Raw genomic sequence first — 320 nt, 5'->3', positions numbered from 1 at the left:
CCCCTGCCTACGGCTCCAATGCCGGGCCGAACACCAGTTGCAGCACGACCGCCATCACGCCGCTGACCGATGTCTCCACCTCGGCCGGCGCCACCACGGTCAAAAACGCGATCGACGCCATGGTCGATGTCGGCGCCACCAATGTGCCGGAAGGCATGGCCTGGGGCTGGCGCAGCGTCTCGAGCGCCTCGCCCTTCACCGAGGGACGGCAGGAGACCGAACGCGGCAACGACAAGATCGTCATCGTGCTGACCGACGGCGAGAACACCTATTCGACGGTGAGCTCCGATCCGGCCGGCAACAAGTCGACCTATGCCGCC

The 320-nt window shown here is 66.6% G+C and carries 1 pseudogene; it reads left to right on the top strand.

Annotation, left to right across the window (positions count from 1 at the left end):
- Window positions 1–320, top strand: a pseudogene (locus tag EN852_RS37985) (hypothetical protein); the annotation flags it as partial.

The organism is Mesorhizobium sp. M2E.F.Ca.ET.209.01.1.1 (genome assembly GCF_004010375.2).
Lineage (GTDB): Bacteria > Pseudomonadota > Alphaproteobacteria > Rhizobiales > Rhizobiaceae > Mesorhizobium.
This window is presented reverse-complemented; position numbering and strand designations above follow the sequence as displayed.